Genomic DNA, 23530 nt, shown 5'->3' on the forward strand with positions numbered 1-23530 from the left:
CCGCGCACCCCCGCCCGGCGTAGCGTTGCTCCCATGACTGCGTACGGATCCTTTCCCGGCGCGCGGCCGCGGCGGCTGCGCACGACTCCCGCGATGCGACGGATGGTCGCGGAGACCCGGCTCCACCCCGCCGATCTGATCCTGCCCGCCTTCGTGCGGGAAGGGATCAGCGAGCCGGTGCCGATCTCCGCGATGCCCGGCGTCGTGCAGCACACCCGCGACACCTTGCGGAAGGCGGCCGTCGAGGCGCTTGAGGCCGGGGTTGCCGGAATCATGCTGTTCGGGGTGCCGGAGGACGCGAAGAAGGACGCCGCCGGGACAGCGGGGACGGATCCGGACGGGATTCTGCAGGTCGCGATCCGGGATGTGAAGGCCGAGGTTGGTGACGAGCTCGTCATCATGTCCGATCTCTGTCTGGACGAGTACACCGATCACGGGCACTGCGGGGTGCTGGACGCCGAGGGGCGCGTCGACAATGACGCGACCCTCGAGCGGTACGCCGAGATGGCGCAGGTCCAGGCGGACGCGGGCGTCCATGTCGTCGGGCCCAGCGGGATGATGGACGGCCAGGTCGGCGTCATCCGCGACGCGCTGGACCGGACGGGGCACGAGGACGTGGCGGTCCTCGCGTACACCGTCAAGTACTCCTCCGCCTTCTACGGGCCGTTCCGTGAGGCCGTCGGGTCCTCGCTGCGCGGTGACCGCAAGACGTATCAGCAGGACCCCGCCAACCTCAGGGAGTCCCTGCGGGAGTTGGCACTGGACCTGGCCGAGGGCGCCGACATGGTGATGGTCAAGCCCGCGGGTCCGTATCTCGATGTGCTGGCGAAGGTCGCGGACGCCGTGGATGTGCCGGTCGCCGCGTACCAGATCAGCGGTGAGTACGCGATGATCGAGGCCGCCGCCGAGAAGGGCTGGATCGACCGGGACAGGGCGATTCTGGAGGCCTTGACCGGGATCAGGCGGGCCGGTGCGCAGATGATCCTGACCTACTGGGCGACGGAGGTCGCGCGCACGCTCTGAGCCGGAAACTGGTGCGGCTGCGGGCCGGGGGACTGTTCTCCCCGGCCCGCAGCCCGTTTTCGGGGGGTTGTCAGCAGTACAGGTTGCCGCCGGGGGCGACGCCGAGGATCTGGGTGAACGACTGGTAGCTGTTGACGCGGCTCTGGACCTGCGCCGGGTTCTTGCCGTCGCATTCCAGCGAGCCGTTGATGGAGCGGATGGTCTGGCCGAAGCCCGCCTGGTTGACCATGGCGTTGTGGGGGGTCATCGTGCCCGGGCCGTTCTGGGTGTTCCAGTACCAGAGGCCCGTCTTCCAGGCCACCGCGGCGTCGTTCTGCACAAGCCAGGGGTTGCCCAGCAGGTCGATGCCGAGCGCGTCGCCCGCGGCCTTGTAGTTGAAGTTCCAGCTGAGCTGGATCGGGCCGCGGCCGTAGTACGCCGCCTGGCCGGCCGGGCAGCCGTAGGGCCGGCTCCAGTCGCAGTAGTGCGGGTAGTTGGCCTGGTTCTGCTCCACGACGTGGACCAGACCGCCGGTCTCGTGGCTGACGTTCGCGAGGAAGGCCGCGGCCTCCTGCTTCTTGACGGTGTCGCTACCGGTGTTCGCGAAGCCCGGGTAAGCGCTCAGCGCGGCCTTCAGCCCGTTGTAGGTGTAGAACGAATTCCGGCTCGGGAACATCTGGTTGAACTGCGCCTCGCTCACGACGAAGCCGGAGGGGGACGGGTTCCCGCCGCCGCTGCACGTGTACGGGTCCCAGAACCAGGTGCTGATGGTGGGGTCGTAGCCCGGATTGTCGTGCTCGGCTATGTAGTACTTGCCGTCCGTGTATTTGACAACGTTGCCAGTGACGTACGAAGTACCGGCTGACCAGTTCGGCGCGGACGTGCACGCATCCGCGGAGGCGGCGGACGCGGCGGGCATGAAGGCTGCCGCCACTCCGCTCCCGACGAGGATCGCGACGAGCAACGCCATGATGCGGTGTCTCAGCACTCGTGACTCCTTTGCGCGGCAACGGCCTTGTCCGGAACGACAGTTGTCGTCCGGACAGGCCGCGGTGGGGGGCTGTGCCGCACACTCAAGCGTGTTGTCGTGATCGAGTCAAGGTATAGACCAATGCGGTGGAAGTTCAGCCGAAAATGTCCGTCAGTCCCACCAGAAGGTCCAGTGCTGTCGGCCGAGCAGAGCCGACTCCGCGTACTCGCGGATCGTGTCGTACCCCTGCCATACGTTGTCCGGGCAGAACGCGTGGTGCTCGGCGGCGACGGCCAGGGCCTCCGCCATCGTGCGGGGCGGGGCCGCGACGGAGATGTCCAGGCGGTCGAAGTGGAGCGCTACGACCCGTATGCCGAAGCGGTCCTCCCATGAGCGCAGCACGGCGGACAGCGGGCCGGTGTCCGCGTGATTGCAGGCGCCGGTCCAGCCCAGCGCCGCGGGGATGTCCGCGCTGCGGCGTACGGGTATCAGCCCGGCCCGGGCGTCCCCGAGCTGTCCGGCCTCCAGCAGCCCGGCGGCGACACCGGCGGCCGTGACGTCCGGGTCGGCCTCCGGCTCGCCCGCCGGGGCGAGGCCGGGCCACTCGGTCGTGAAGGGCGCGATGGTGTCCGCGTCGTCCTCGTCGCCGTCCTCCGCCTGGACGTGGTCCCACAGGGCCGGCAGAACCTCTTCGGCGTCGTGGTCGTCCGGATCCGACACCTGGGCGAGCCCGAGATCCCGGTCCCAGGTGTGGCCCTTGTCGTTCACAAGCAGCACAGGATGCATGCCGGACGCCTCCCGGGCGGGCAGGAGTCGCGCCCAAGTGCTGGGCTGCGCGGGCTCGTTCGCGTACCAGAGGGACGGCTGGACGCGCATGGCACCGGGCGGCAGATCGAGGCCGAGTGCGTTCGGGTTGATCACCATGCAGGCGACTTTAGGGGCCGCCACTGACAATCGGCCCAGAGCACGGTCGCGCTGAAGGCGGCCCAGGCGGGGGTGGTGGGGGTGGACATGGGGGCCGGGCGGGCCGGAGCCGACGACTAGTGGTGATCTCGCCTCCGGCGGCGCACTCTGGAAGAGGTACCGGAGGTGATCCGCCATGCAGACACTCGTCGGATGGCATGTAGAGATGGAATTCACTGAGGAAGGCGACCGGACCAGGGCGGCCGCCATGGTGAGACTGGGCGACGGCACGGAAATACGCGGCCACGGCAATGCCCAGCGCCACCCGTCCGATTCGGAACAGCTGCGGGTCGGCGAGGAGATCGCGGGCGCACGAGCGCTCATGGACATGGCCTCGCAACTGCTGCAGAAGGCCCACACGGAGATCGACGAGGCCTCGGGCAGAAAGTCGCACGCACTGATGTGACGGGATGCGGTACGGCCCCCGCCGGGTTTCCGGCGGGGGACGCACCCGTGCGCTCCACGAGTCCTGGGCGCCGTACGCGCCCTGCGCGCCTCAGTAGGTGAGCGCGTCCGCCATGGTGCTCTGCCAGTAGCTGACGGCGGCGTTCGAGTCGGCGTACGTGCCGGCGGGGAGGGTGAGCACGTCGGGGGCCGTTTCGGTTGAGCCGGAGCCACTGCGCGGGGCGAAGTGGACGGTGAGCTTCTCTACCGTTTGTCCGTTCTCGCCGCTGTCGTCGGCCTCCAGGAGGAGCGAGGCGTACGCGGACTCCCCTGGAGCGATGGTGACGACCGCCTGCGGCTTGCTGGAGTCCATGATCTGCGTGACGGCCTGGGCGTCGTCGAAGCGCAGGAGCGGGGCGTGGTAGGCGTTGCACGCCTTCGAGCCGGTGTTGGTCATGGTGAGCAGCAGGTGGTTGACGGGGCGGCTCACCTTGCTGACGGTGACCTTGGTGTTCTCGCCGATGCAGGCGGCGGTGACGGGGCCGGAGCCGTCCGCCTTGCCGGTGCCCTTGCCGCCGCTGCTGCTGTTCTTGCCGCCGCCCGTCGAACGGCCGCCGTTGCCGGTGCGGTTGTCGCTGCCCGCGGGGGTGTTCGTGGGGTTGGGCGCGGGCTTGGCGCCCGTGGACGGGGTACTCGTGGACGCGGCCGCCGCGCCCGACTTCTTTGCGTCGGCGTCGCTGTCGTCGCCGGACTGGCAGGCCGTCAGAGAGAAGGCGGCCAGCAGAGCGGTGGCGGCGACGGCGGTGGTGCGGATACGGGCGTTGCGCATGGTGTTCGGTTCTCCCCGTGTGGATCGTCTGTGGATCAGAACTGGCAGATGAGGGCCGTGACGACAGCAGTCGCTGCGATCACCACAAGCACGGCCACCACATCGATGAGGCAATTGCGTATGCGGGTTGGCATGGCTTCTTCGGCTGCTTCCCGGTGGGCTGTGCGGTGTGATCACAGACTGCGTGGCGGCCGATTCCGGCCGCAACAGCCCCTGAACCATTGGGGATGCTGGAACGCTTGCGCGTACGGTGACCTGGGGGGATACCCCGTCCCTGGAACGGCTTTCCGGGACAGTCGGCAGCGCTTACGAGGGGGAACACCGCACGTGGCGACACTGGAGGCCGAGGAGTTCGCGGCCCTGCTCAGGCAACTGAAGGATCGCTCGGGACGCAGCTACGGCATCCTCGCGGGCAAGCTGCACGTCAGTACGTCCACGCTCCACCGGTACTGCAACGGCGACGCCGTCCCCACCGATTACGCCCCCGTGGAGCGGATGGCCCGGCTCTGCGCGGCGACGCCGGACGAGCTTGTGGAGCTGCACCGGCGATGGATCCTGGCGGACGGCGCGCGTCGGCGTGCGCGGGTCGAGGGCGCGGCGGTGGAACCTGTGCCGGAGGTGTCTGAGCCGCGCCCCGTGCCTGAGCCGGGCCCTGTGCCTGAGCCGGACCTCGTGCCGGAGGTGGCCGTGCCGGAGGTGGCGTCCGAGCGGGGAGCGGTGCCCGAGGGTGGGGCCGGGCGTCGCACCCGCGACCCCAAGAGGCTGCGGATCGCGCTCGCCGCAGGCGCCGTTGTCGCCCTGGCCGTGCCCGCCGCCTTCATCGCGAGCCACGCGGCAACGCAGGACCAGGACGACAAGCAGAAGTCCCCCGCCGTAGCCGGGGCCAGTGCCCCGCCCGGCACCGCCGCGCCCGGTTCCGCGTCACCGAGCGCCTCGCCGAGCGGCAGCCCGGCCAAGAGTGCCTCGCCCAGCGGGAGCCGGGCGGCGACACCGGCCGCGGGCGTGGCCCCCACGCCTCCGGCCCAGTCCGGCGGCGTACCGCTGCGGGTGGGCGTCAGCTCGTACAACTGGGAGGAGCCCTGCGGTCAGTACTACCTCCTCGACCAGGCGCCCGACGCCGTTCCGCCCCCGCCCGCGCCGCAGGACAACCGGAGCTGGGCCCGTGCGCTGGGCGGGGTGGACGGCGGCCACCTGCTGCTTCAGCTGACCGCGACGGGCAAGACGGCGGACTCGGTGGTGCTGAACGCCGTGCATGTACGGGTCGTTGCGCGCAGCGCACCCCTCGACTGGAAGGCGTACTCGATGTCCTACGGCTGCGGCGGTGGCATCACCCCGCAGGCCTTCGACATCGACCTGGATGCCGGGCAGCCGCTGGTGAAGCCCGTGGCGGGGCAGGACGGCGACACCGTCGTGCCCGCCAAGGACTTCCCGTACAAGGTCGCGTCCAACGATCCGCAGGTGCTCAACCTCGACCTCCACACCGAGGGACACGATGTCAGCTGGTACCTCGAGCTCGACTGGAGCAGCGGGGACCGGCGGGGGACGGTGCGTGTCGACGACGACGGGAAGCCGTTCCGTACGAGCGCGATCAAGGGACGGACCGAGTACGGGTACTGGCCGGACAAGAGCGCTTGGGTCGCGCAGGAGCGTCCTGAGGGTCCCTGAGAGTCTCCGAGGGGCGTTGAGTTCAGAGACGGTCGGGGGTGTGGATGCCGAGGAGCGCCATGCCCTGGTGGAGCGTACGGGCGGTGATGTCGCACAGGAAGAGGCGGTTCTCGACCTGGGCCGGGGTCTCGGCCTTCAGGACCGGGCACAGCGCGTAGAACGTGGTGTACAGCGAGGCCAGCTGGTAGAGGTACGCGGCCAGCTTGTGCGGCTCGTACGAGCCCGCGACCTCCGCCAGCGTCTCGCCGAACTGGTCCAGGTGCAGACCCAATGCCCGCTCCGCCGCGGCCAGTTCGAGCTCCGGGTGTGCGCCCGGCTTGGCGTCGCCCGACTTGCGCAGGATCGACTGGATACGGGCGTACGCGTATTGCAGGTACACCGACGTGTCGCCGTTGAGCGAGACCATCTGGTCGAGGTCGAACTTGTAGTCCCGCGCCGCCGACGTCGACAGGTCGGCGTACTTGATCGCGCCGATGCCCACCTGCGTACCGCGCTCCGCGATCTCCTCCTCGGTGAGCTGGTTCTCCTCGTCCTTCTCCCGCACGACCGCCGTCGCCCGTTCGATCGCCTCGTTCAGCAGGTCCACCAGCCGTACCGTCTCGCCCTCACGGGTCTTGAACGGCTTGCCGTCCTTGCCGAGCACCGTGCCGAACGCCAGCTGGACGGCCTTGACCTCGTCGTTCAGCCAGCCCGCCCGGCGCGCGGTCTCGAAGACCATCTTGAAGTGCAGGGACTGCCGGGCATCCACGACGTAGATGAGCGTGTTCGCCTTGAGGTTCTGCACCCGGTCGCGGATGGCGGAGAGGTCGGTGGCCGCGTAGCCGTAGCCGCCGTTGCTCTTCCTGACGATGAGCGGGGTCGGGTTGCCGTCCGGTCCCTTCACATCGTCGAAGAACACGCACAGCGCACCCTCCGAGCGGACCGCCACGCCCGACTCCTCCAGGAGGCGGCAGGTCTCGTCGAGCATGTCGTTGTAGCCGGACTCGCCGACGATGTCGGGGTCGCGGATCTCCATGTCGAGCTTGTTGAAGACCGAGTAGAAGTAGATCTTCGACTCGTCGACGAACCGCTGCCAGTGGGCGCGCGTCTCGGGGTCTCCGGCCTGAAGGTCCACCACCCGGTTACGGGCGCGGTCCTTGAACGCCTCGTCGGAGTCGAAGAGCGCGCGCGAAGCCTTGTAGATGCGGTTCAGCGAGGACATCGCCTCCTCGCCGGTGACCTCCTCGCCGCCCTCGTGGTCCAGCTCGTGCGGGTGCTCGATCAGGTACTGGATGAGCATGCCGTACTGGGTGCCCCAGTCGCCGATGTGATGGCGCCGGACCACCGTCTCGCCGGTGAACTCCAGGATCTCGACCATCGCGGCGCCGATCACCGCGGAGCGGAGGTGCCCGACGTGCATCTCCTTGGCCACGTTCGGCTGGGCGTAGTCGATGACCGTGGTGCCCGGGTTCTCGGCGTACGGGACACCGAGCCGCTCGTCGGCGGCGCGTGCGGCGAGGGTCTTCACGATCGCCTCGTCGGTGAGCGTGATGTTGAGGAAGCCGGGGCCCGAGACCTCGATCTCCTTGAGCAGGTCACCGGTGGGCAGGCCCTCGACGACCTTGGCCGCCAGCTCGCGCGGGTTGCCCTTCAGCTTCTTGGCGAGCGCCAGGATGCCGTTGGCCTGGAAGTCGGCCCGGTCGCTACGTCGCAGCAAGGGGTCGGCGGAGCCGGCTTCCGGCAGAGCTGCCGAAAGGGCGTCCGCGAGGCGCTGCTGCACGGTCGAAGCGAGGGAAGGGACCGAGGCCATGAGCTTCCGTTCTTGTCGAGTCTCGTCGAGAGGTCTATTTCGGTTGTCAAGTGTCCCATGGGGCGGCAGCCTCTTTCTCCCGAGTTCTGTCCGGTTTCCGTCCGGGACGAGCAACCTCCGAGTGGGGCGTTCCGTCTGGGACAATGGCGTACGACGCCTGTCGAGAACCCGCAAGAGAACCCCCAAGCATTCAAGGACGTGCCGATCGTGGCTCAGAGCAGCACCGAGACCGACTGGGTCTCCCGTTTCGCGGACGAGGTCATCGCCGAGTCGGAGCGACGTGCGCCTGGCAAACCGGTCGTCGTCGCGTCCGGTCTGTCGCCGTCAGGCCCGATTCACCTGGGCAATCTCCGTGAGGTGATGACCCCGCACCTGGTCGCGGACGAGATCCGGCGGCGCGGTCACGAGGTCCGTCATCTGATCTCGTGGGACGACTACGACCGGTACCGCAAGGTGCCTGCCGGGGTCCCCGGCGTGGACGACTCGTGGGGCGAGCACATCGGCAAGCCGCTCACCTCGGTGCCCGCACCGGCCGGGTCGGCCTCCCCGAACTGGGCCGAGCACTTCAAGGCCGCGATGGTCGAGGCGCTGGCCGAGCTGGGTGTCGAGTACGACGGCATCAGCCAGACCGAGCAGTACACCTCGGGTGTCTACCGCGAGCAGATCCTGCACGCGATGAAGAACCGCGGCAAGATCGACGCGATCCTCGACCAGTACCGGACCAAGAAGGCGCCCGCCAAGAAGTCGCAGAAGCCGGTGGACGAGGCGGAGCTGGAGGCGGCGGAGGGTTCCGGCGCGGCCGCCGAGGACGACGGCAGCGGGGGCGCCGCCGGGTACTTCCCGTACAAGCCGTACTGCGGCCGGTGCGAGAAGGACCTGACGACCGTCACCTCGTACGACGACGAGACGACCGAGCTCGTGTACACCTGCACGGCGTGCGGCTTCGGCGAGACCGTGCGGCTGAGCGAGTTCAACCGCGGCAAGCTGGTCTGGAAGGTCGACTGGCCGATGCGCTGGGCGTACGAGGGCGTGATCTTCGAGCCGAGCGGTGTCGACCACTCCTCGCCGGGATCGTCGTTCGTCGTCGGCGGGCAGATCGTGCGCGAGATCTTCGACGGCGTGCAGCCGATCGGTCCGATGTACGCGTTCGTGGGAATCTCCGGGATGGCGAAGATGTCGTCGTCCCGTGGCGGCGTGCCGACGCCGGCCGACGCGCTGAAGATCATGGAGGCGCCGCTGCTTCGCTGGCTGTACGCGCGCCGCAAGCCGAACCAGTCCTTCAAGATCGCCTTCGACCAGGAGATCCAGCGGCTGTACGACGAGTGGGACAAGCTGGAGGCCAAGGTCGCGGACGGGACCGCGCTGCCGGCGGATGCCGCGGCGCACTCACGGGCCGCGCGGACGGCCGCGCGTGAGCTGCCGCGTACGCCGCGCCCGCTCTCGTACCGGACGCTCGCCTCGGTCGTCGACATCACGGCGGGTCACGACGAGCAGACGATCCGGATCCTGAGTGATCTCGACCCGGCGAACCCGCTGTCCTCGCTGGACGAGGCACGGCCCCGGCTGGACCGCGCCGAGAACTGGATCACCACCCAGGTCCCGGCCGACCAGCGCACCCTGGTCCGAGAGGAGCCGGACACCGAGCTGCTCGGCTCGCTGGACGACCAGGCGCGCGAGTCGCTGCGGCTGCTCCTGGAGGGGCTGGACACGCACTGGTCGCTGGACGGTCTGACGACGCTCGTCTACGGCGTGCCGAAGGTGCTGGCGGGCCTGGAGCCCGACGCCAAGCCGACGCCGGAGCTGAAGGCCGCGCAGCGGTCCTTCTTCGCGCTGCTCTACCACCTGCTGGTCGGTAAGGACACCGGGCCGCGGCTGCCGACGCTGCTGCTGGCGGTGGGGGCCGAGCGGGTGCGGAAGCTGCTCGGCGCGTAGCTGCCCCTGTACACAGGGCCCTCGTCCGGGATCGGACGAGGGCCCTGTGGCGTTGCCCCGAGTCTTGGTTACGCGAGTTCTCGGGTTCTGGTCGGGTGCGTCCTGGTTATGCGATGTGTTCGGCGTCCGCGTCCAGTTCGGTCTGGTAGCGGTAGCGGAAGTCCCGCAGATAGCCCCTGAGCGAGCTCTCGCTCAGCGGGCCGCCGGTGCGGCCCGTGATGCCGTAGAGGTCCATCAGATAGAGGCCGAACTGCCGGGCGTTGGGGAAGTCGCCGTGCTCGCTGACGTACTTGCGGAAGGCGTTGAAGTACGCCTCCTCGCGCGTGAGGTCGTCGGGCAGACCCGGAGTCGGAAGCTCCTCGACCTCCGACTCCGGGTCGGCGTACTCCTCGGCCGGCTGCTGCTGCCCGGCGGCGGGGCCGGGCTCGGCGTACTGGGCCGGGGCGTCTGTGCGCTGGCCGGGGACGACGCCACCGAGGGGCCGGGTGCGGCCGGGGCCCGCCGGGACGCGTACCGGGGTGGGCTCCAGACCCTCGACGTACGTCGGGTTGAACGCACTCTCGTACGCGTCCTGCGGGACCTGTGGAGCCGCGAACCAGGGGCTCTCGAGGTTCTCCTGCTGGTACTGCTGCTCCGCGTACTGCTGGTCTCCCTGGGCCTGGGCCTGGATCCGGCCCTGGCCCTGCATCTGGCCGTCGTGCTGCTCGTACTGCGCGTACTGCTCGTCCTGCTCGAATTCCTCGTGCTCCTGGGGCCACTCCGGCCCGCCGGGCTCCTGGACCTGGGCCCGGCCCTGAGCCTGCGCCCGCGGCAACTGGGGCTGGGGCTGGGGTGCCGGTGCCGGCGGGAGCAGTGCCGGCTCGACGCCCGCCGCTGCCAGCCCCGCCGGAGCCGTCTCCGCCAGCGGTACGCCGTACTTCGCGAGGCGCAGCGGCATCAGCGACTCCACCGGGGCCTTGCGGCGCCACGACCGTCCGAAGCGGGCCTGGAGGCGGGCCTGGTAGATCAGCCGGTCCTGCTCGAGCTTGATGACCTGCTCGTAACTGCGCAGCTCCCACAGCTTCATCCGGCGCCACAGTTTGAACGTGGGTATCGGGGACAGCAGCCAGCGGGTGAGGCGTACACCTTCCATGTGCTTGTCGGCCGTGATGTCCGCGATCCGGCCCACCGCGTGCCGCGCCGCCTCGACCGAGACGACGAACAGGATCGGAATGACCGCGTGCATGCCGACGCCGAGCGGGTCGGGCCAGGACGCCGCGCCGTTGAAGGCGATGGTGGCGACGGTGAGCAGCCAGGCGGTCTGGCGGAGCAGCGGGAAGGGGATGCGCAGCCAGGTCAGCAGCAGATCCAGGGCGAGCAGGACGCAGATACCCGCGTCGATGCCGATCGGGAAGACGATGGAGAAGTCGCCGAAGCCCTTCTTCAGGGCGAGCTCGCGTACGGCGGCGTACGACCCCGCGAAACCGATCGCGGCGATGATGACCGCGCCCGTGACGACGAGCCCGATGAGTATGCGGTGCGTGCGTGTCAGCTGCATCGCGGCCACCCGCGATCCCCTCCCGTTTTCGAATCCAGCGGGCACAGCCTGGCACATGCTTGCGGAGCCCGTCCCTCCGGGGAGCGACGGGCCCCGTGAACAGGCCGGGTGCGGAACCTACTTGTTGGCGGCGGTGACCGAGGCCACAGCCTCCTTCGACGCCGTCATGGCGTCCTTCATCAGGTCGGAGGCGGACGGGCTCTTCGCGCCCGCGTAGCCGGTGCCGTTGTAGGTGAGCGTGATCACGACATTGCCGGTGCGCGCCACGACCGTCGCATACGTGAAGTCCTCGCCGGTCTTCTCCAGGTCGTAGCCGACGGCCGTGGCCGCTTCGCCGAGGCCGGCCGCGGGCGAGCTCCGCACCTTCTTGGCGCCCTCCACGGACTTCGCCTTGGAGATCTCCTTGGCGTAGCTGTCCTCGGCGCGCTTCTCGCCGCTGATACCGAGGGACGACTCGGACTCGTACCGGAGGAAGGAGACATCGAGCCAGCGGTACTGCGAGCCCTTGACGCCGTTGTCGTCCAGACCGTTCCAGGAGCAACTGCCGCGGTTGGCGATGTCCGTGGACTTGCCGGCGGTGCCCGACTTGACCTTGGTCTTCGGCACCAGCTGCTCGATCGTCTTCGCGGAGATCGTCTTGCAGGGCTCGGGAAGCCTCGAGTACTTCGCGGGTGCGACGGTCGCCGGCTTCTGCACGTCCGACGAGGAGGCGGAGGAGGAGGAAGAGTCCTTCTTGCTGTCACCGGCGGAGTCGGACGAGCAGCCGGCGACGACAAGCATCACCGGGACGGCTGCGCAGGCGAGTATGCGGGTGAGTCGCGGGGCTGAACGGTGCATGGTTCCTTCAGTCGATTGTCGTACGGTCCGGTTGTCGTAGGGTCCGGTCGGCGAGGCCACGGTACGCGGACATGGCCCGTCCACGGGTGTGTCTCCGGATACGTACGTTCGTCCTCGGGCCCGCTCAGTCGGTGAACTGCTCGACCAGTCCACGGGCCAGCCCTTGTGCCTTTTCCTGCAGTTCCTTGCTGTCCGGGACCTCTGTCGTCACGGCGGCCTGCTCGGCGTAGACGATGGTCACGATGACGTTCGATGTGCGGAAGACCACGCTCACGGTGCGGCGCTGGGCGGTGGAACCGGCCCCGGCCCCGGTGAGGACGTCGTCGAGGAAGGCGGCGTCGCCGAGGCTCTCGAGGACCCGCGGCGCAAGTCCGTCGGGGGTGCCGGTGCCCGATGGCGTTCCTGTGCCGGTCGGCGTGGACGGCGTGGTCGGAGTGGTCGGCGGAGTCGCGGGTGCCGTGGACTGTGCGGGGGCCGTGGATTCCTGTCCCTTCCCGCCACGGGGGTCGACGGCAACCGGCAGCGAGGCCGCGGCCTGCTTCTTCGCGAAGACCTCCTGAGCCCGGTCCTCGTCGCTCACCGCCCCGTCGTAGGAGACGACGCGCTCGAAGTCGAGCGTGAGGTGATGGGAGGCGTCCGGGGCGTCGGCCTTCCAGCTGCAGCCGACGCGGCGGTCGGTGTCGTAGGTGACGGCGGCCGTACCGCGGTACACGTTCTGCTGCTGGTCCTCGGGGAGCTCGGCGGCGCCGGGCAGCAAGTCCTTGAGGGTGGAGCGCTCGACGGAGCGGCAGGGCTCGAGGAGAGTGCGGTACTTGCCCGGGGGAGCGGCGGAGGACTTGGCTCCGCCCGCCTTGGAGTCGGTGGTGGAGCCGTCGGTGCCGGTGCCGGCGGTGCAGCCGGCGACGAGCGCGACGAGGAGCGCCGCCAGGCCGGGTACGTACGCCTTTCGTTGCACGGTCCCAGGCTCCTTTCGGGAGGAAAAGCGGTTGCCGCCCGATGGCGGCCGATGGACACAATGTCTATCGCACACGCTGCCGTGGATGCCGGTCCGTTGAGTCTTTTGCGGTCCTTGGCACCGGATTTTGTGTTTTAGGCTTTTACGGGGGAATCGAGGAGTTATGTCGTATGTAGAGGTGCCGGGCGCCAAGGTCCCGATCCGGATGTGGGCCGACCCTTCGACGGTTGAGGGCGGTGCGATGCAGCAGCTGCGGAACGTCGCCACCCTGCCCTGGATCAAGGGCCTGGCCGTCATGCCGGACGTCCACTACGGCAAGGGCGCCACGGTCGGCTCGGTGATCGCGATGCACGGCGCGGTCTGCCCGGCGGCGGTCGGAGTCGATATCGGCTGCGGTATGTCGGCCGTGAAGACCTCGCTCACCGCGAACGATCTGCCGGGTGACCTTTCCCGGCTCCGCACCAAGATCGAGCAGGCGATTCCGGTCGGCCGGGGGATGCACGACGATCCGGTGGACCCGGGCCGCGTGCACGGTTTCCCGACGGCGGGATGGGACGACTTCTGGAGCCGGTTCGACGGGGTGGCCGATGCGGTCAAGTTCCGTCAGGACCGGGCGACGAAGCAGATGGGAACGCTTGGATCCGGGAACCACTTTGTCGAGTTCTGTCTCGACGAATCGGGTTCGGTCTGGCTGATGCTGCACTCCGGATCACGGAACATCGGCAAGGAACTGGCCGACTTCCATATCGGCGAGGCACAGAAACTGCCGCACAACCAGGGCCTGGTCGACCGCGACCTGGCGGTCTTCATCTCGGACACCCCGCAGATGGCGGCGTACCGGAACGACCTGTTCTGGGCGCAGGAGTACGCGAAGTACAACCGCGCGATCATGATGGGGCTCTTCCAGGACGTGGTCCGCAAGGAATTCAAGAAGGCGAAGGTGACCTTCGAGCCGGTGATCTCCTGCCACCACAACTATGTGGCGGAGGAGCGGTACGAGGGGATGGACCTGCTGGTCACCCGGAAGGGCGCCATCCGCGCCGGCAGCGGGGAGTTCGGCATCATTCCGGGGTCGATGGGCACCGGTTCGTACATCGTGAAGGGGCTCGGGAACGCCGAGTCCTTCAACTCGGCGTCGCACGGGGCGGGTCGGAAGATGAGCCGTAGCGCGGCGAAGCGGCGGTTCTCGACGAAGGATCTGGAGGAGCAGACGCGGGGTGTGGAGTGCCGTAAGGACTCCGGCGTCGTGGATGAGATCCCGGGTGCGTACAAGCCGATCGAGAAGGTGATGGAGCAGCAGCGGGACCTGGTCCAGGTCGTCGCGAAGCTCAAGCAGGTCATCTGCGTGAAGGGCTGAGGGCGCCTACCGTCGAGGGGCCGTGGACGCCGCACAATGTGCGGCGTCCGCGGCCCCTCATCGGAGTCGGCCGGCTGCCCGGGATGCTGCACGGCAGATCTTCGACCTGCGCTGACACCGAAAAGCCGGAGCACTGACAGCCGATCGGCGCGTCTCATGGCATCGTGACCGAACAGCCTTCATCCACGTTGTGGCGCTTCATCGAGGACGACGATTCGAGCGCCTTCACGCTCGTCGTGGACACCTCCAACGGGCCGTACATGCGCCGCATAGCGCCCGCCCTGCCGCTGCCTGCCAATGTTGAGCACGGACCCGGCGCCGAGGCGGCCGCCCACACCGCCGCAGCCACCTGGGGCATGCCCGACTTCGTCTTCCAGCAGGCCGAACACGCCAGCAAGGGATCGGGGCGAACTGGGCGACAGGCTGCTCCTCGCCGGCCAACGCGGCGCGGTCATCCAGGTCAAGGCACGCACCGTCGCGCCCAAGCCGGACGCCGAAGAACGTGCCTGTTGCGGTCAACCTGCTGGCCGGGACAGCCGCGCCGCCGGCTGAGCCGGGCGAGGCACTGGGCTCCCGCTCAAGATTCGTTCAGACCTCCGAGCACCGGCGCCGAACGCCAGGACCCATGTCTTCAACGCTGGCAGGCGGTCAGGTGCGCAGGTCCAGCATGGCGGCCATGGCCGCCACCACGGACGGGGCCACCTGGTAGTAGACCCACGTCCCGCGCCGCTGGGAGGTCAGGAGTCCCGCCTCGCGCAGCTTCTTCAGGTGATGCGAAACGGTCGGCTGCGAGACGCCGACGTCGGAGATGTCGCACACACATGCCTCCCCGCCCGGGTATGAGGCGATACGCGAGAACAGGCGCAGCCGCACCGGGTCGGACAGCGCCTTGAACATGGCCGCCATCTTCTCCGCGTCGCCCTGGGAGAGCTCCCCGGCGGTGATCGGCGGGCAGCACGGCACTGCGGCCTCGGTGTCCAGGAGTGGCAGCTCCGCAATTTCAGACTTCGACATGCGTCTATGTTGACACTTGTCGATGCAAGTGACAAGCTCCAGGCATCGACAGGTATCTATATAAGAGGTTGTCATGGCAGGACTGATGCGGACCGTGCTCACCACCCGGGCTCGCCGCGCGGCCCGTCACCTGGCCGGCGTCAGCTTCTGCGACGGCCGCGGGCAGGTGTGCGACAGCACCTACTGGGCCGCCGTTCACCAGCAGCGCACCCAGCTGAGAGTCCTCTCTGCCCGCTGATTCCTCGCACCCACTTCTGGAGACTGACCACCATGACCGAGCAGCAGCTCCCCGTCATCGTCATCGGAGCCGGACCGGCCGGCCTGGCAGCCGCCGCCCACCTCATCGAGCAGGGCCTCGAACCCCTGGTCCTGGAATCAGGCGAAACGGCCGGGTCCGCGGTGCGCGAGTGGTCGCATGTGCGCCTGTTCTCCACCTGGGGCGAGGTCACCGACCCCGCCGCTGAGAAGCTGCTGGCCCCGACCGGCTGGGTCAAGCCCGACGCCGCCACGTATCCGACTGGCGGGGACTGGGCCGAGCAGTACCTCCAGCCGCTGGCCGACGTCCTGGGCGAGCGCGTGCGCCTGGGCGCCACCGTCACCGGGGTCTCCCGCGTCGGCCGTGACCGTATCGTCGACGCCGACCGGGACAAGCAGCCGTTCGTCGTGCACGTCAGCACGGCAGACGGCGGCGAGGAGCGTATCTTCGCTCGCGCCGTGATCGATGCTTCCGGGACGTGGACCACCCCCAGCCCGGCCGGCGGCAGCGGTCTTCCTGCCCTCGGCGAGAAGGCGGCAGCCGACCGCATCGCCTACCGCGTCCCCGAACTCAAGGACTCCGCGGTCCGCACCCGTTACGCAGGAAAGCGCACCGCCGTCATCGGCTCCGGCGCCTCCGCGTTCACCGCTCTCGCCTACCTGGCCGACCTTGCCCAGGCCGACGACGGCACCGGCACGCACGGCGTGTGGATCCTGCGCCGCGGCATCTCCGGCTCCACCTTCGGCGGCGGCGAAGCGGACCAACTGCCCGCCCGCGGCGCCCTCGGCCTGGCGGCGAAGGCCGCCGTCGACAACGGATACGCCGAGGCGGTTACCGGCTTCCGCACCGACACGATCGAGCGCGACGCCGACGGCCGACTGATCCTCGTCGGCGAGGACGGACAGCGCCTGGACCCGGTGGACGAGGTCATTGTGCTCACCGGCTTCCGCCCCGACCTCACCTTCCTCGACGAGCTCCGCCTCGGTCTCGACGAGCGTCTCCAGGCCCCGGTCGAACTCGCTCCACTGATCGACCCCAACCAGCACTCCTGCGGCACTGTCTACCCGCACGGCCACCGCGAGCTCTCCCACCCCGAGCAGGGCATCTACCTGGTCGGCATGAAGTCCTACGGCCGCGCCCCGACGTTCCTGGCCATGACCGGCTACGAGCAGGTCCGCTCAGTCGCCGCCGCCATCGCCGGCGACGTCGAAGCGGCCGACCGGGTCGAACTCACCCTCCCCGAAACCGGAGTGTGCGGAGGTGCCGGACTCTTCGACGAGCCCGACACCACCAAGAACGAGAGCGACGGCGGAGGCTGCTGCGCGACCCCCACCACTCTCCAGATCGGCATCGGCGCACCGGTCGCATCCGGCGGCTGTTGACAGCCGGTCCGCCCAACTCAGCAGGAGGATCACCATGTCCCGCGTTCAACTTGCCCTGCGTGTGCCCGACCTTGAGGCGTCCGTCGTCTTCTACACCAAGCTGTTCGGCACCGCACCGGCCAAGCGCCGCGACGGCTACGCCAACTTCGCCGTCGCCGAACCCCCGCTCAAGCTCGTCCTCATCCAGGGCAGCCCGGGTGAGGCCACCCGTATGGACCACCTCGGCGTCGAAGTCGACTCCTCCGAGGCGGTCAACGCCGCCACCGCCCGGCTCGGCGCATCCGGCCTCGAAACCGACGTGGAACGGGACACCACCTGCTGCTATGCCCTCCAGGACAAGGTCTGGGTCCACGGACCCGGCCAAGAACCCTGGGAGGTCTACGTCGTCAAAGCCGACGCCGACAGCCTCGCCAAGCAGACGGGCGGCACCTGCTGCACCGAAAACGCAGCCATCGACCTTGAGGCACCCGAGCCGGCCGCGTCCGGCGGCTGTTGCTGACCATGACCGACCTCCACACCAGCGGGGCCGCGACCGGAACAGGGGACCGGTCGCGGCCCCGCGCCGTGCTTCCCGCCCTCTGCGCCACACAGGTCACCAGCTGGGGCATCGTCTACTACGCATTCCCCGTGCTGCTGCCGCGCCTGACAGAGGACACCGGCTGGTCCGTGACCGCAGCCACAGCTGCGTTCTCCGCCGCACTGCTGGTCTCGGCTCTCGCCGGAATACCCGTGGGCCGGTGTGTCGTCGTCCGGGTGCCTTGAGGCGAGGATCGCAGGCTAGGCTCGTTAATTTGTTCGATGACCGGCGGCGACAGGATGTGGGATGGCGTTGGAACGTGATGTCCCTTCGGAGACTTGCGCCCGTGACCCTGGGGCTTGGCCGCGCGGGGTCGGGATCCCGAGTGATCTGTTGGCGGCGAAGGGGCTGGCGTATGACCCATGTGGGTTCACGTGCTCACGGCCGGTGCCTGAAGCGGAGAGCGCTGAGTACGGGGCGTGCGAGTTCACCCTGGACGGCTTCTCGGTGAAGTTCCGTGTGGCCAGGACAACCCCGACGAAGGTCGGTCAGTTCGTCACGGTGTGGAAGAGGTCGGCGAGCGGGCCGATCCAGCCGTTCGACGCCGAGGATCCCGTTGATCTGTTCGTCATCAGCACCCGCGATGGCCGGCGGTTCGGACAGTTCGTATTCCCGCGAGACGTCCTCTGCAAGCGGGGCATCGTGTCGGAGAACGGTTCCTCCGGGAAACGGGCATTCCGCGTCTATCCGCCATGGGTGACGACCAGCAACCGTCAGGCTCGCAACTCACAGATCTGGCAGCTGAACCACTTCCTGCAGTTGCCTGAAGACGAGCCCATCGACAGGGCCCGGGCCCGCGCCCTGTTTCACCCCCATGGCCGCCTCTGACACAGACGGGGGTGGTCTGCCTCATGAGCCGCGGGCGACAGTCGAGCCGTCCGCCTGATGGCCGGTCAAGAGGGTTGGGGCAAGCCGCCGATGAGCAAGTGAGCGGACCGAAGAGACGCGGGAGACGTGATGTGGCATGACCTGATGAGTGCGGGCATCTCGTACGGCGAGAAGGTGGTGCGCACCGTGCTGGTCTATCTGGTGATCCTGGTGCTGCTCCGGTTGAGCGGGAAACGGGAGCTCGCTCAGCTCAACACCTTTGACCTGGTGGTCATGCTGCTGCTGGCCAACGTGGTGCAGAACGCCATCATCGGACCCGACAATTCCGTGGCCGGAGCCGTCTTCGGCGCTGCCGTACTGCTCGCGGTGAACGCACTCGTTGTCCGGACAGCCTCGCTGTCCAGCCGGCTCGGCCGTTTGCTCGAGGGATCGCCCGTCGTTCTCGCGCGCGACGGGCAGTGGCTGCCCTCCGAGATCAGGCGCAGCGGACTGAGCCGCGCGGACCTGGATGTCGCGGTCAAACGGCAGGGCGGCGACGATGTCTCCGAGACCACCACGGTCAGCCTGGAGCCGAGCGGTTCGCTGCTGGTCAGCCTGCGCGAGGGCGACCAGGCGGCCGACAAGAACGACGTCGCCGCTCTGAGAGCCGAGATCGCCGCGTTGCGGCAGCAGCTCACACACCCCGGGCCCGGATCCGGCACGGGGCCACGCTGACGCGCCCCTCCACAACTATGTCGCGGAACATCGGTTCGTTCTGCTCGTTGGGGAGCCGCGAAACCCGGCTGACCCTCGCCTGCCCTCAGGCGTCGGGGGAGGTCGGTCTGCTGTTCCATGAGGCCGGCGCGCTCTCGACCCAGCTCATCGAACTGACCATGAGCCGCCCTCCGGAGGCAGTGGTCGACGCGCATCGCGCCTTTGGCATGCTCGCCACCGGCATGGACACTCTTCCTCCCCGCTCGGCGCCCTGAGGACAGAGCCAGTGATCGACAGGCCCCGGACCAGCAGTGGTCCGGGGCCTTGCGCTGTGATGGTGATTGTCGGAGCCTGGTGTCACAGCTCGCCTGCCCGGCCGGCCGTGGAGTTTTGGAGGCCGAGCGGCCCCGCGCTCCGGCCGTCGCCGCGGAAACCTCCAGATGCTGACCGTGCTGCCGGCCGTGCTGCGTGTCGACCGGACCCCGGTCCCGGGACAGTCACATCCTCGGGCCGGAGACCGCAATCAAGGGATCTCTTCGCCTCTCACTCAAACGGCACTCAGGGGAGGTGCGAACCGCCGACGGCTCACCTAATGGGAGCGGGAGACCGCGCCGCTCACGCGGTGGATGACCGACGACCGGTGGCGAAGGAGGCCCTTACGGCATGCACCCCGACTACGCCGCGGCACTGCTCCGGGCGTTGTTCACCCAGCCCCCTGTCGGCCTGTACGTACTGGACCCCGATCTACGGATCGTGCGGTTCAATGCCGCCGCGCCGGGCGCGCAGCGCTTCAGTGAGAGTGAGGCCGTGGGCCATACCCTGCGGGACCTCGGGTTCGTCGTGGACGAGGTCGACCGCATGCTCCGCGAAGTGCTGGCCACCGGGGAACCGCTCAGCGACTTCCGGTACGAAGGCCGGATGCCCCGTGGTCCCGATGGAGTGCGGGTACTGACCGTCTCGGCATTCCGCCTCCAGAGCGCCGACGGCCGCACGCTGGGAGTCGCCGGCACGGTGGTCGACATCACCGAGCAGCACCGCGCCCAGCGACGGCTCGAACTGATGTACCGCGCCGGTGGACAGATCGGGACCACCCTGGATGTGTTCCGTACGGCGCAGGAGCTCGCCGATATCGCCGCGCCCGGCGTGGCCGACGTGGTGGCGGTGGACGTTCTCGACAGCGTGCTGCATGGCGAAGCCCCCGCTCCGGGGCCCCTGCTCAACCCGGTCACCCTGCGACGGGCGGGATTCCGGGCGACCGCCCCGGAAGCGGTCCGGACCTCGTACGAGGTCGGTGATGTCAGGGTGATGCGGTACGGCAGCCCGTATGCCCAGTCCCTGACAGACCTGCGGCCCCGTCTCATCCGCAGACTCGGAGCGGACGAACGGTGGCCGACCGGCGATCCGGCTGCCGCCGAGATACTGCGGGACGCGGGTGCGCACTCGCTCATTGCCGTGCCGCTGGCGGCGCGTGGAGTGGTCCTCGGGTTGGCGGCCTTCTTCCGCACCAAGGGTTCACCGCCCTTCGAGGAAGCGGACCTGAGTGCCGCCGTCGACCTGGTGGCCCGTGCCGCGGTATGCATCGACAACGCCCGCCGCTACGAGCGCGAGCACACCCTCGCCCGACTCACTCAACGGTCATTGGTGCCCACCCGGCTGCCCACGCACACGGCCGTGGAGACGGCGTACACCTATTTGCCGGTGGCCTCGAGTGGAGCCTGGTACGACGTCATCCCGCTGTCCGGCGCGCGGGTCGCTCTCGTGGCCGGCGATGTGTCCGGGCGGGGCATGGGGACCGTGACCACCATGGGACGGCTGCGCACCGCAGTCACGGCGTTCGCCGCCATGGACCTGCCGCCCGACGAGCTTCTCGAGCGCTTGCACAGCCTGACCGAGGAACTCTCACACGGTTACACGCCCGCGCAGGCCGATCAGAGGCCGGCCCTGACGGCGACCTGCCTCTACACCGTCTACGACCCCGCCGACGGCAGCTGTGTCCTCTCCCGTGCAGGCCACCCTCCGCCCGTCCTCGGCCTGCCCGACGGCACGGTGCGGATCATTGACTGCCCGACCGGCCCCGTCCTGGGACGAGGGGTCTCCTCGTACACGACCACGCGCGTGGACGTGCCCGAGGGCAGCATCCTCGCCCTCCACAACGCCGGGCTCATCCAGGGCACCACGGAAAGCCGGCTCCCCCTCTACCGGAAAGTCCTGGGCAGACCTACGGGAGCCCTGCAGGACACGTGCGACGCTCTGGCTGCCGTACTGCTCCCCGAGCCCCCCGACGAAGACGCCCTGCTGCTACTCGCACGCACCCGCTCACTCGGCCCTCAGAAGCTGGCCTCCTGGACGCTGGCCAACGCCCCGGAGAGTGCCGCCGAGGCCCGCCGTCTGGTCAGCGGTCGGCTCGCGGAATGGGGCCTCACCGATCTCGACTTCACCACCGGGCTCATCGCCAGCGAGCTGGTGACCAATGCCGTCCGCTACTCCGAAGGGCCGATCGGGCTCCGCCTGATCCGTGACGCTGTTCTGACCTGTGAGGTCGCGGACTCCAGCAATGCCTCTCCCCATCTGCGACATGCCGAGGACGACGACGAGGGCGGCCGCGGCCTGTACCTGGTCGCCCAGTTCAGCCAGGCCTGGGGCACCCGACGCACGGGGAGAGGCAAGACCATCTGGACCGAGCAGACGCCCCTCTGACGGCGGGACGCAGGGGCGTGCGGCAGCCGTCAGAGCTCGCGGTGCACCTTGGAGTTGGAGGCCTGGGCGCGGGGGCGGACCACCAGCAGATCGATGTTGACGTGGGAGGGGCGGGTGACGGCCCAGGTGATGGTGTCGGCGACATCGTCGGCGGTGAGGGGCTGGGCCACGCCCGCGTAGACCTTGGCCGCCTTCTCCTCGTCACCGCGGAAGCGGGTCGTGGCGAACTCGTCGGTCTTGACCATGCCCGGGGCGATCTCGATCACGCGGACCGGGGTGCCGACGATCTCCAGGCGAAGGGTTTCGGCCAGGACACGGGCGCCGTTCTTGGCGGCGACATAGCCCGCGCCGCCCTCGTAGGTGGCGTGGCCCGCCGTGGAGGAGAGGATGACGACGGTACCGTCGCCGCTCCTGGTGAGCGCCGGGAGCAGAGCCTGGGTGGCGTGGAGCGTGCCGATGACATTGACCTCGTACATCGTGCGCCAGTCGGCGGGGTCGCCGGTGGCGACGGGGTCGGCGCCGAGTGCGCCGCCGGCGTTGTTGACGAGGACGTCGCAGCGGTCGAGGGAGGCGGCGAAGGTGTCGACGGCCGGGCGGTCGGTGACATCGAGGGCGTATGCGGTGGCCTGGTAGCCCGCGCCGGTGAGTTCGGCGGCGAGTGCCTCGACGCGGTCCTTGCGGCGGGCGGTGAGGATGACGTGGTGGCCGGCGGCGGCCAGTTGCCGTGCGGTGGCGGCACCGATGCCGCTGCTGGCTCCGGTGACGACGGCGACGGGGGTCCCAGCGGCGGTCATGACGTACTCCTCGCGCGTGTGATCGATATGCGGCCAGGATAGGCGGCCCTGTGGCGGGTCGCGGAGTCAGCGGCCGCGCGGGGCGTACATGATCACGGCCATGCCTGCCAGGCAGACCAGGGCTCCGATCACGTCCCAGCGGTCGGGGCGGTAGCCGTCGGCGACCATGCCCCAGGCGATCGAGCCCGCCACGAAGACTCCGCCGTACGCGGCGAGGATGCGGCCGAACTCGTCGTCCGGCTGGAGGGTGGCGACGAAGCCGTACGCGCCGAGGGCGATGACTCCCGCGCCGATCCAGATCCAGCCCCGGTGCTCCCTGAGCCCTTGCCAGACGAGCCAGGCTCCGCCGATCTCGAAGAGGGCGGCGACGAGGAAGAGAGCGGCGGAACGGGCGACAAGCATGGATGCAGGTTGTCATCCACGAGGCCGGGGACTCGCCGGAGCTGATGCACGAGGCCGGGGACTCGCCGGAGCCGATGATTAATCCGGTGCAATCGGGAGTAATCGGTATCTTCTGACCATGTGTGTGATGCGTAAGGCGCTGTGGGCGGTGTCCGCCGCGGCGGTGATGGTGATCGCCTCGGGGGCGAGTGCGGCCGCGGGTGACCGGGATATCGCGCCGGAGTCGGATGTGGCGCACCACGGCCAGGTCTCGCTGACGGACGGGCGGCTCGCGGTCTGGCTGCTGAGTGAGAGCTACGGTCCCTCGAGCCTTACGGACTCGACCGTGCGGCTGACCTTCTCGGTGCCCCTGGCCGGAGGGCAGGCACTGCCGCCCGGGTGCCTGTGGTCCGGGGACCGGGTGGTGCTCTGTGCCACGGGTGAGCTGCGGGCGGGCGGGGTCGGACGGCAGGCCGCGCTCGATCTGAGGACGGTGGGCACTCCGGACGAGGTGGTCGTGACCATCGGTACCCAGTGGAACGGCGGCGTGACCGACCGGAACACGCAGAACAACGAGCACCGGGTGCTGGTACCGGCGACCGGGGACCCGTACGTCTTCTGAGCGGGTGCCTTCCCGGTGGGCGGCACAACGGGGGCGGGCCGCGTGACAGGTGCTCGGTGCCGTTGA

The 23530-nt window shown here is 69.2% G+C and carries 23 protein-coding genes and 1 pseudogene; 14 read left to right on the forward strand and 10 right to left on the reverse strand.

The window, feature by feature from the left end; translation table 11 throughout:
* Positions 1–33: 33 nt before the first annotated feature.
* Positions 34–1023, forward strand: a complete 990-nt coding sequence (hemB, locus tag ACWDZ6_RS11540; protein WP_366731107.1) for a porphobilinogen synthase — start codon at positions 34–36, stop codon at positions 1021–1023.
* A gap of 70 nt (positions 1024–1093) precedes the next feature.
* On the opposite strand, the gene ACWDZ6_RS11545 is transcribed toward hemB, so the two are convergent.
* Both ACWDZ6_RS11545 and ACWDZ6_RS11550 read right to left on the reverse strand, forming a co-directional pair.
* The gene (locus ACWDZ6_RS11545; protein ID WP_389173812.1) at positions 1094–1990 is read right to left on the reverse strand and encodes a glycoside hydrolase family 19 protein; all 897 of its coding nucleotides are present in this window, start codon (positions 1988–1990) and stop codon (positions 1094–1096) included.
* A 153-nt stretch (positions 1991–2143) separates the two neighbouring features.
* Entirely contained in the window at positions 2144–2896 is a 753-nt protein-coding gene (locus ACWDZ6_RS11550; protein ID WP_451502704.1) for a DUF4253 domain-containing protein, read from the reverse strand.
* 175 nt (positions 2897–3071) lie between these two features.
* Here ACWDZ6_RS11550 and ACWDZ6_RS11555 point away from each other — a divergent pair, with 175 nt between their 5' ends.
* Complete coding sequence (locus ACWDZ6_RS11555; protein ID WP_326651744.1) at positions 3072–3341, forward strand: DUF1876 domain-containing protein; 270 nt, start codon at positions 3072–3074, stop codon at positions 3339–3341.
* Positions 3342–3431: 90 nt separating this feature from the next.
* On the opposite strand, the gene ACWDZ6_RS11560 is transcribed toward ACWDZ6_RS11555, so the two are convergent.
* Complete coding sequence (locus tag ACWDZ6_RS11560; RefSeq protein WP_451502705.1) at positions 3432–4148, reverse strand: DUF4232 domain-containing protein; 717 nt, start codon at positions 4146–4148, stop codon at positions 3432–3434.
* 327 nt (positions 4149–4475) lie between these two features.
* Between ACWDZ6_RS11560 and ACWDZ6_RS11565 the strand changes: the two genes are divergently transcribed.
* Complete coding sequence (locus ACWDZ6_RS11565; protein ID WP_451502706.1) at positions 4476–5813, forward strand: helix-turn-helix domain-containing protein; 1338 nt, start codon at positions 4476–4478, stop codon at positions 5811–5813.
* Between the two features lie 22 nt (positions 5814–5835).
* On the opposite strand, the gene argS is transcribed toward ACWDZ6_RS11565, so the two are convergent.
* On the reverse strand, positions 5836–7602 hold the full coding sequence (gene argS, locus ACWDZ6_RS11570) for an arginine--tRNA ligase (protein ID WP_451502707.1): 1767 nt from the start codon (positions 7600–7602) through the stop codon (positions 5836–5838).
* A 198-nt stretch (positions 7603–7800) separates the two neighbouring features.
* On the opposite strand from argS, the gene lysS reads away from it, so the two are divergent.
* Positions 7801–9534 (forward strand): lysine--tRNA ligase, encoded by a 1734-nt coding sequence (gene lysS / locus ACWDZ6_RS11575; protein WP_451502708.1) that lies wholly within the window; start codon positions 7801–7803, stop codon positions 9532–9534.
* A 106-nt stretch (positions 9535–9640) separates the two neighbouring features.
* On the opposite strand, the gene ACWDZ6_RS11580 is transcribed toward lysS, so the two are convergent.
* The 3 genes from ACWDZ6_RS11580 to ACWDZ6_RS11590 all read right to left on the reverse strand — a co-directional run bounded on the left by ACWDZ6_RS11580 (position 9641) and on the right by ACWDZ6_RS11590 (position 12863).
* Entirely contained in the window at positions 9641–11080 is a 1440-nt protein-coding gene (locus ACWDZ6_RS11580; RefSeq protein WP_451502709.1) for a DUF2637 domain-containing protein, read from the reverse strand.
* A gap of 108 nt (positions 11081–11188) precedes the next feature.
* Entirely contained in the window at positions 11189–11908 is a 720-nt protein-coding gene (locus ACWDZ6_RS11585) for a DUF3558 family protein (protein WP_451502710.1), read from the reverse strand.
* A gap of 124 nt (positions 11909–12032) precedes the next feature.
* Entirely contained in the window at positions 12033–12863 is an 831-nt protein-coding gene (locus ACWDZ6_RS11590; protein WP_451502711.1) for a DUF3558 domain-containing protein, read from the reverse strand.
* 163 nt (positions 12864–13026) lie between these two features.
* Here ACWDZ6_RS11590 and ACWDZ6_RS11595 point away from each other — a divergent pair, with 163 nt between their 5' ends.
* Complete coding sequence (locus tag ACWDZ6_RS11595; protein ID WP_451502712.1) at positions 13027–14220, forward strand: RtcB family protein; 1194 nt, start codon at positions 13027–13029, stop codon at positions 14218–14220.
* Positions 14221–14868: 648 nt separating this feature from the next.
* Here ACWDZ6_RS11595 and ACWDZ6_RS11600 read toward each other — a convergent pair.
* Positions 14869–15234: an ArsR/SmtB family transcription factor gene (locus ACWDZ6_RS11600; protein ID WP_451502713.1), complete on the reverse strand. Its 366-nt coding sequence runs from the start codon at positions 15232–15234 to the stop codon at positions 14869–14871.
* Between the two features lie 73 nt (positions 15235–15307).
* Between ACWDZ6_RS11600 and ACWDZ6_RS11605 the strand changes: the two genes are divergently transcribed.
* The 8 genes and pseudogenes from ACWDZ6_RS11605 (at position 15308) to ACWDZ6_RS11640 (ending at position 21667) form a co-directional block, all read left to right on the forward strand.
* A complete protein-coding gene (locus ACWDZ6_RS11605) occupies positions 15308–15472 on the forward strand; it encodes a hypothetical protein (RefSeq protein ID WP_451502714.1) in 165 nt (54 codons plus the stop codon).
* 32 nt (positions 15473–15504) lie between these two features.
* Positions 15505–16872, forward strand: coding sequence for an NAD(P)-binding domain-containing protein (locus ACWDZ6_RS11610; RefSeq protein ID WP_451502715.1), 1368 nt, complete (start codon positions 15505–15507; stop codon positions 16870–16872).
* 34 nt (positions 16873–16906) lie between these two features.
* A complete protein-coding gene (locus tag ACWDZ6_RS11615; RefSeq protein ID WP_451502716.1) occupies positions 16907–17371 on the forward strand; it encodes an ArsI/CadI family heavy metal resistance metalloenzyme in 465 nt (154 codons plus the stop codon).
* A 2-nt stretch (positions 17372–17373) separates the two neighbouring features.
* Positions 17374–17631: pseudogene (locus tag ACWDZ6_RS11620) on the forward strand (MFS transporter); the annotation flags it as partial.
* A 151-nt stretch (positions 17632–17782) separates the two neighbouring features.
* On the forward strand, positions 17783–18277 hold the full coding sequence (locus ACWDZ6_RS11625; protein WP_451502717.1) for a MepB family protein: 495 nt from the start codon (positions 17783–17785) through the stop codon (positions 18275–18277).
* Between the two features lie 144 nt (positions 18278–18421).
* A complete protein-coding gene (locus ACWDZ6_RS11630) occupies positions 18422–18991 on the forward strand; it encodes a DUF421 domain-containing protein (protein ID WP_451502718.1) in 570 nt (189 codons plus the stop codon).
* 47 nt (positions 18992–19038) lie between these two features.
* The gene (locus ACWDZ6_RS11635; protein ID WP_451502719.1) at positions 19039–19245 is read left to right on the forward strand and encodes a hypothetical protein; all 207 of its coding nucleotides are present in this window, start codon (positions 19039–19041) and stop codon (positions 19243–19245) included.
* A 388-nt stretch (positions 19246–19633) separates the two neighbouring features.
* Complete coding sequence (locus ACWDZ6_RS11640) at positions 19634–21667, forward strand: SpoIIE family protein phosphatase (protein WP_451502720.1); 2034 nt, start codon at positions 19634–19636, stop codon at positions 21665–21667.
* 29 nt (positions 21668–21696) lie between these two features.
* Here ACWDZ6_RS11640 and ACWDZ6_RS11645 read toward each other — a convergent pair whose 3' ends face one another.
* Positions 21697–22461 carry an SDR family NAD(P)-dependent oxidoreductase gene (locus ACWDZ6_RS11645; RefSeq protein ID WP_389173858.1) on the reverse strand — a complete coding sequence of 255 codons (765 nt, stop codon included), beginning with the start codon at positions 22459–22461 and terminating at the stop codon, positions 21697–21699.
* A 66-nt stretch (positions 22462–22527) separates the two neighbouring features.
* A complete protein-coding gene (locus ACWDZ6_RS11650; RefSeq protein ID WP_451502721.1) occupies positions 22528–22863 on the reverse strand; it encodes a YnfA family protein in 336 nt (111 codons plus the stop codon).
* Positions 22864–22981: 118 nt separating this feature from the next.
* On the opposite strand from ACWDZ6_RS11650, the gene ACWDZ6_RS11655 reads away from it, so the two are divergent.
* Entirely contained in the window at positions 22982–23464 is a 483-nt protein-coding gene (locus tag ACWDZ6_RS11655; protein ID WP_451502722.1) for a hypothetical protein, read from the forward strand.
* Positions 23465–23530: the final 66 nt, after the last annotated feature.

This window comes from Streptomyces sp. NPDC002926 (assembly GCF_053591755.1).

Excerpts from the sequence above, each read along its gene's own strand:
- argS (WP_451502707.1), bottom strand. The coding sequence starts at position 7,602 with ATGGCCTCGGTCCCTTCCCTCGCTTCGACCGTGCAGCAGCGCCTCGCG.
- ACWDZ6_RS11555 (WP_326651744.1), top strand. The coding sequence starts at position 3,072 with ATGCAGACACTCGTCGGATGGCATGTAGAGATGGAATTCACTGAGGAA.
- ACWDZ6_RS11655 (WP_451502722.1), top strand. The coding sequence starts at position 22,982 with ATGTGTGTGATGCGTAAGGCGCTGTGGGCGGTGTCCGCCGCGGCGGTG.
- ACWDZ6_RS11650 (WP_451502721.1), bottom strand. The coding sequence starts at position 22,863 with ATGCTTGTCGCCCGTTCCGCCGCTCTCTTCCTCGTCGCCGCCCTCTTC.
- ACWDZ6_RS11605 (WP_451502714.1), top strand. The coding sequence starts at position 15,308 with ATGGCAGGACTGATGCGGACCGTGCTCACCACCCGGGCTCGCCGCGCG.
- ACWDZ6_RS11550 (WP_451502704.1), bottom strand. The coding sequence starts at position 2,896 with ATGGTGATCAACCCGAACGCACTCGGCCTCGATCTGCCGCCCGGTGCC.
- ACWDZ6_RS11585 (WP_451502710.1), bottom strand. The coding sequence starts at position 11,908 with ATGCACCGTTCAGCCCCGCGACTCACCCGCATACTCGCCTGCGCAGCC.
- ACWDZ6_RS11630 (WP_451502718.1), top strand. The coding sequence starts at position 18,422 with ATGAGTGCGGGCATCTCGTACGGCGAGAAGGTGGTGCGCACCGTGCTG.
- ACWDZ6_RS11595 (WP_451502712.1), top strand. The coding sequence starts at position 13,027 with ATGTCGTATGTAGAGGTGCCGGGCGCCAAGGTCCCGATCCGGATGTGG.
- ACWDZ6_RS11640 (WP_451502720.1), top strand. The coding sequence starts at position 19,634 with ATGCACCCCGACTACGCCGCGGCACTGCTCCGGGCGTTGTTCACCCAG.
- hemB (WP_366731107.1), top strand. The coding sequence starts at position 34 with ATGACTGCGTACGGATCCTTTCCCGGCGCGCGGCCGCGGCGGCTGCGC.
- ACWDZ6_RS11600 (WP_451502713.1), bottom strand. The coding sequence starts at position 15,234 with ATGTCGAAGTCTGAAATTGCGGAGCTGCCACTCCTGGACACCGAGGCC.
- ACWDZ6_RS11615 (WP_451502716.1), top strand. The coding sequence starts at position 16,907 with ATGTCCCGCGTTCAACTTGCCCTGCGTGTGCCCGACCTTGAGGCGTCC.
- ACWDZ6_RS11560 (WP_451502705.1), bottom strand. The coding sequence starts at position 4,148 with ATGCGCAACGCCCGTATCCGCACCACCGCCGTCGCCGCCACCGCTCTG.
- ACWDZ6_RS11645 (WP_389173858.1), bottom strand. The coding sequence starts at position 22,461 with ATGACCGCCGCTGGGACCCCCGTCGCCGTCGTCACCGGAGCCAGCAGC.
- ACWDZ6_RS11610 (WP_451502715.1), top strand. The coding sequence starts at position 15,505 with ATGACCGAGCAGCAGCTCCCCGTCATCGTCATCGGAGCCGGACCGGCC.